Here is a 5534-nt window from a genome sequence, read left to right on the forward strand (position 1 = left end):
AAATCAATGGTACAGCAAGTAACAAAAAACGATAAAGATAAGAATTCATCTTATCCTTACCGAATATCATAGAACCACAATAAAGGGGGATGAAAGATGAAACTTTCAGACCAAAAGCTTCCACCTGATCTATTGTTAGCAGTTAATGACGAAATCAAACCGTTAATAAACAAGGTCATGAATGTGGTAGATCAGCCAAAGTATTCTTACAAACAAAAAGAAACAGCGCTTCATGTGGTGAATGAAATGCTGTTTCATAAGTTGGTTACTAAGTCGGAAATTAAGAAGGAGTTAAGAGATTAACCAAATGTTTTTAATAATTTTTGTTTCTGGAATTACAAGTATAATAGTATCTTTTCTTCTATGTAGTTTACATGTGCTTTTTATTAATAAACTAATAAAACGCTTCTTCGATCAATATGAAGAGGTCAAAAAAGAAGAGATTAGAAACAGGCTTTGATGAAGTCAATTCCTAAAGGTGTAACTGTAGCCAGTCCCTTTATTAAGGATATATCGATATTATCTACCTTGGTAAAAGATGGAGTATAGGGAATTCCGCTATTTTTAGCAACTTTTTCAAGAATATCAAGTTTTCTATTAACATCTAAGCGTCTACTTCTAGCTTGGTGATAGGCTTCCTTATAGCTCTTAGAGTTTTGAAAAATTTTGTCATAATCGAAGCCAGATAATTGTTCTTTGTATGTATATCTAATTAGCCCTAGTCTAGCCAGATTAATTATTGCAGAAGAATGTTCTTTATATTTATTCTGACTATCCTCAGTGGCAGGTATCTCAGTTAGATAATCTTTATATTTAGTTTTAGTTACTTGTTCACGATATTTTATGATCGCAATACTATTTTTGTTTGAATGAATTTCACTAAGAACCTGGGCATCAGTGCTAGTCATCTGCTTGATAAACTCTACAAAAGCTGGATGAACATCGGTTACGCAGTTTTTATCCATTGAACTAGCAATTAAACGAGCAAACATTTTCCTTAATATGGATTCATCAATGTAGTATTTAGAAGCTTCTAATGCTGGCCCAACAATGCTGAGCTTGGGATCGGTAATATTGTCTTGAGGAATCTTAATGATTTCGTTTGCAATTTCATTTTTATAATCTTCAAGATCTTGTTCCATTTGGATCTTTCTCTTTTTAGCAAATAAATCGAACCTATATCCTATGGAACCATACCAGATATTTTCCAATGATTTTAGTGGCCCAGATAGGGTTCCTGCTAATACGGCTCCAGAAGCAGTATTAATAATTGTTTGAAAATCACCCATGTGGTTTCAGCCCTTTCATATAAAGCAAAAGATTACATTATAAGTTTACTACCTATTGTAAAGACTACAACGATGCTAATGAATCTAGCCTTAATAAGATTATGGAGATTGCAGATGATTTAGTTATTAGTTTGGATGTGTTTACTGGCACAGATAGTGATTTGGAATCATACCAGAGGAGGAATGAGATGAGTTGGAAGGATAAGCTGCTGTGGTACCTAACGGAAACAATTGCTGTTCCGGTGATTGTAAGTGTTCTTACCACGTTGCTATTTCAGATGTTTTTCTAATAGATACAATACAAGGTTGGTTAAAAGCGTTATCACAATCGGTGTCATAACACTTTTATAGATGAAAATTCTCAGGTGCTCCCAATGCCAGTCTTTATAGTGCCTTCCCTTGTCGGTGACATAGGTACCGTTCTCTGGGCGCCAGTGAGTTTTCTCATTTGGCTCGGGTAAATGATGAGTACCAATTAAACCAAAGTCTCGCAATTGATAGAAATAATACTTATCGTATTCGGACTGTTGCTTGATTAAATCGGTACTAGCCAGGCCGTGATCAGCCCTGTTAGATAAGAAGATGATCTTCTTCAGTAACTTTTTCTCTTTACGATTAAGCACGATACTATCTAGTTCCATTATGATTCCTCCGTGATATTTTGATAACTCAATTATATCAGTGGGAAGAAAAAGTCATCTTGAAGGGAGTTGATTATTATGATGGCTAATTCATGGAAGACCGTTCCGGAGATCTGCGCCGACTATGGCATTAAGGACAAGACATTCTATGCCTGGGCAGATAATTGCAGGTCGTATCCCGAATACCGGGACGCTATTATTTGCCCGACTGGTAAGCGGACGTTTGTTGATGAGGATAAATGGCAAGCGTTCCTCCGGTTCATGTCAGATGAGCGACGTAAGAAGCTGTTGGATCCACATCTTAGGGAGGTGAGTTCATGAGCTTTACGACGTTGATTTGCCTACCTTGGATCGTGATTATCGTAATCTTCTTGGTTGCAACGATATTTCATGTCATTCATCACGATCACATACTTAGGCCGAAGTACCGCAGTAAACATGGAAGGAAGTGAACTGTAATGAGTAAAGCAATTTCATTTTTAGTTGGTGCATGGTGTTGCTATTGTGCCATGATTGGCAGCTACGGCGGAGCAATCGCACTACTACTGATTTATGTGTTGATCGCGTTTGACCCGCTTGATCCGCGTGAACACAAAAAGGTCGCCAGTGCTGGTGACACTGATGACCAAAGTATTAGAACAAAACTTTACAAAGGAAGTATACCACATGAATAAAAAAGCGGACAGCCTCGTTGCGCTGCCCTATTTTGCTAGACTGGTCTATCACTACGCCCGCCAGCTTGATAAAGCCGAGACACGCAATGAGCGGCTATGGTTAGCCAACACAGTCTACAGTTGGGCACAAGCAATCATGGAGGCTGCGGAAGAGATTAAAGATACTGTCTATCGTGAAGAAGGAGTGTACGATCATGGCTCAAAGAAGAATGTTTAGTCAGAAGGTTACTGAGACGGACAAGTTCCTGGATATGGCGCTTACTGCTCAGACGTTGTACTTCCACTTGGGGATGAATGCTGATGACGATGGCTTTGTCGGCAACCCCAAGTCCATCAAGCGAATGATTGGTGCTTCTGATGATGATCTTAAGGCACTTGTTAAGAAGGACTACATCATTGTCTTTGATGATGGTGTGATTGCCATTAAGGACTGGTTGGTATCCAACTATGTCAAAAAGGATCGGTACACTACGACTATCTATTCTGATGATCGTAAGTTACTGGCCATTGATCGTAACAAACGGTACCAAATTGCCTCTCAAATGGATCCAAGGTGTATCCAGTCTGGAACCGATATGGAACCAGAACGGAACCACTCTGGCTCCAATCCGGAACCAAAACGGATCCAAAGTGGTTCCAAAAATTTTTCTTCAAAAATGACTGAATCGTCTCAAACCGTTGAGGGACAAGGGAACCAGCCGGTGGAACCAGAATGGAACCAAAATGGCTCCAAAGTGGATCCACAGGTTAGGTTAGGTAAGAGTAAGGATAAGTTAAGTAAGAGTAAATATAGTTTAACTAAGACTACTAGTACTAGTAGTGCCGAAGCCAAACTGAAAAAACTGCACATCAAGCTTAATCCGAATCAACAGCAGATCCTTGCAGATTACATTGATGATCTGTCACTAGAGGTTGTTTGCTATGCCATTGACTCAATGGCCCAGAATGCAGAGACTCCACGCTTTAATTATCTTGGCTATATTCTTAGTCGATACCAGCAGAGCGGAATTCATACCCTACAGCAAGCGCAGGATGATGATGCGATGTATCACGGCAAGCCGGTTCATGTAAATGGGCCACGCATCCCCATTTACAAGATAGGGGAGTGATCTTATGGCTATGATCTACTCAGTTTATCGTGGTGAGCACTTTCTGGATGTCGGCACCTACAAAGAATTGTGTGCACGCTGGGGATGGACGCAGTCTTATATGCGTCAGATGTCCACGGAATCGCGCCACCGCCGTCTTGGTGATCGGGCACTTAAGATCTATCGGGTATGTAACGAGCAAAACCTGTGATTGGAGCATGAAATGGAAAATCTAGTAATTATGCATAATCGGCAAGCAGTTACAACAAGCTTGCAAGTAGCAAAGAGTTTTGAGAAGCAACATAAAAATGTCTTACAGAGTATTCAGAATTTGGCAGCTGAAAATTCAGCTACGAGAAATATGTTTGTAGAAGGAACTTATGTAAATCGAGGTAAAGAATATCCTATGGTTTACATGAATCGTGATGGCTTCTCATTATTGGCCATGGGCTTCACGGGGGCCAAGGCATTGCAGTTCAAGCTAGCCTACATTGAAGCCTTTAACGAGATGGAAGATAACCTGCGCCAGCATCCCCAACCGCTGACGTTACCAGAACAAATTCAGATAATTGCTCAGGGCTATGACGGTTTGGCCAAGAACGTTGAAGATATTAAGAACCGGATGGGCCTGCCAGGTAACATGGCTCATACCTTCAGTAAACGACGTAATGCCAAGGTGATTGAGGTACTGGGTGGTAAGAAGTCAAATGCTTATGAGGATAAGACAGTTCGCTCCAGAGTATATCGAGCATTGTTTAGCTCATACTGCGAAACCTTTAACCAGGATCGTTACAACGACCTGCCGATGAAGAACTTCGATAAGGCGTTGGCGTTTATCGAAAATTGGTATCCGCCATTTGAACTACAGCAAGTGATCCAAGATGCTAATGCACAAATGACGATTTTATAAAGATCAAGAATGAGGTGTACGAGATGAAAACTACTGAGTTGGAAACAACAGTTAAAGCTTTGAACGATGAATTTAGGATCAGCAAAAGCAAGGTGTCTGACCACGATTTGCTGGTGATGTGGGGGATGTACGAACTAGCGCGAATTGATCAAAGAATGTGCGGCAAGTATACGATCCGCTGCCATCGTCACCAGATGAACAAGGATAAGCAGAAAAAGCTGGCAAATGCGGTCATCGAGTACTCAATGACTAAGCCTGAAGAACGGGGGCAGCTTGATGGAACTAAATAACTACCTGCGACCGGGCTATGCTAAGCGACAACAACGTATTTACCTGGATCGGCTGAATGAAGAGCTGTTTGATATTTATCAGACCATTCTTGGTCATCAGCTTTATGACCAGCATTGTGATGCTTGCCTGTCATTGCCAGTTGATCCAGAAGGGTTAAATGGCGACTATAGCCCAATGGAGGATCGCCTTTACCAAGTTTTTGAGCATGCTGATGGCACAGCGGTGGCTGAGAAGTTGATCGGCATGATGAGGAAGGCTGGCTGGAAGATGAGTTACTACTTTGAGGATGGCTTAATGATGATCAATGTGGAGGAGAACGAAGGCTAATGAGCAAAACAACGGTAACCAAAATTACGACAACAAATGGTAAATTTTATGCTGATAATAGCGTGGATCAAGTCCTTGAACATCTTAAAACTATGCCTCGATGGCTTGCTTTTTATCAGCTTGAGAAAGTTAGTATTCCTTGTGGGAAGTTCCCTAATATTCGTTTCAAAATGCACTTCAGAATAAGCAATAGAGTAGCTATCAAATCATCAAAGATTGTCAGCATTTGCGATATGGGTGTCAACACCGATTTTAAAATGTAGGATTTCACCGGTTTAAAAATGTAGTTTTTCACCGATTTGTTTCTGTTGTCT

11 protein-coding genes are annotated in these 5534 nt (G+C 40.6%); 9 read left to right on the plus strand and 2 right to left on the minus strand.

Going from position 1 to position 5534, the window contains the following annotated elements; genetic code table 11:
* The first annotated feature begins 96 nt into the window (after positions 1-96).
* Positions 97-303, plus strand: coding sequence for a hypothetical protein (locus QOS10_RS08870; RefSeq protein ID WP_283595119.1), 207 nt, complete (start codon positions 97-99; stop codon positions 301-303).
* Positions 304-443: 140 nt separating this feature from the next.
* Here QOS10_RS08870 and QOS10_RS08875 read toward each other — a convergent pair whose 3' ends face one another.
* Together QOS10_RS08875 and QOS10_RS08880 are read right to left on the minus strand one after the other, a co-directional pair.
* Positions 444-1289 carry a DUF4393 domain-containing protein gene (locus QOS10_RS08875; RefSeq protein WP_283595121.1) on the minus strand — a complete coding sequence of 282 codons (846 nt, stop codon included), beginning with the start codon at positions 1287-1289 and terminating at the stop codon, positions 444-446.
* Positions 1290-1558: 269 nt separating this feature from the next.
* Complete coding sequence (locus QOS10_RS08880; protein ID WP_283595122.1) at positions 1559-1930, minus strand: hypothetical protein; 372 nt, start codon at positions 1928-1930, stop codon at positions 1559-1561.
* An 81-nt stretch (positions 1931-2011) separates the two neighbouring features.
* On the opposite strand from QOS10_RS08880, the gene QOS10_RS08885 reads away from it, so the two are divergent.
* The 8 genes from QOS10_RS08885 (at position 2012) to QOS10_RS08920 (ending at position 5483) form a co-directional block, all read left to right on the plus strand.
* Entirely contained in the window at positions 2012-2251 is a 240-nt protein-coding gene (locus QOS10_RS08885) for a hypothetical protein (RefSeq protein WP_283595123.1), read from the plus strand.
* Between the two features lie 137 nt (positions 2252-2388).
* Positions 2389-2604 carry a hypothetical protein gene (locus tag QOS10_RS08890; protein WP_283595125.1) on the plus strand — a complete coding sequence of 72 codons (216 nt, stop codon included), beginning with the start codon at positions 2389-2391 and terminating at the stop codon, positions 2602-2604.
* On the plus strand, positions 2597-2821 hold the full coding sequence (locus QOS10_RS08895) for a hypothetical protein (protein ID WP_283595126.1): 225 nt from the start codon (positions 2597-2599) through the stop codon (positions 2819-2821). The genes QOS10_RS08890 and QOS10_RS08895 overlap by 8 nt, the downstream gene beginning before the upstream one ends.
* Positions 2799-3713: a DnaD domain-containing protein gene (locus tag QOS10_RS08900; protein ID WP_283595127.1), complete on the plus strand. Its 915-nt coding sequence runs from the start codon at positions 2799-2801 to the stop codon at positions 3711-3713. The genes QOS10_RS08895 and QOS10_RS08900 overlap by 23 nt, the downstream gene beginning before the upstream one ends.
* A 220-nt stretch (positions 3714-3933) precedes the next feature.
* Positions 3934-4602 (plus strand): Rha family transcriptional regulator, encoded by a 669-nt coding sequence (locus tag QOS10_RS08905; protein WP_283595131.1) that lies wholly within the window; start codon positions 3934-3936, stop codon positions 4600-4602.
* A 23-nt stretch (positions 4603-4625) separates the two neighbouring features.
* Positions 4626-4892, plus strand: coding sequence for a hypothetical protein (locus QOS10_RS08910; protein ID WP_283595128.1), 267 nt, complete (start codon positions 4626-4628; stop codon positions 4890-4892).
* A complete protein-coding gene (locus tag QOS10_RS08915; RefSeq protein WP_283595129.1) occupies positions 4879-5220 on the plus strand; it encodes a hypothetical protein in 342 nt (113 codons plus the stop codon). The genes QOS10_RS08910 and QOS10_RS08915 overlap by 14 nt, the downstream gene beginning before the upstream one ends.
* Positions 5220-5483 carry a hypothetical protein gene (locus tag QOS10_RS08920; RefSeq protein WP_283595130.1) on the plus strand — a complete coding sequence of 88 codons (264 nt, stop codon included), beginning with the start codon at positions 5220-5222 and terminating at the stop codon, positions 5481-5483. Before QOS10_RS08915 ends, QOS10_RS08920 begins: the two co-directional genes overlap by 1 nt.
* Positions 5484-5534 lie beyond the last annotated feature (51 nt).

The organism is Limosilactobacillus galli, assembly GCF_947381495.1.
Lineage (GTDB): Bacteria > Bacillota > Bacilli > Lactobacillales > Lactobacillaceae > Limosilactobacillus > Limosilactobacillus galli.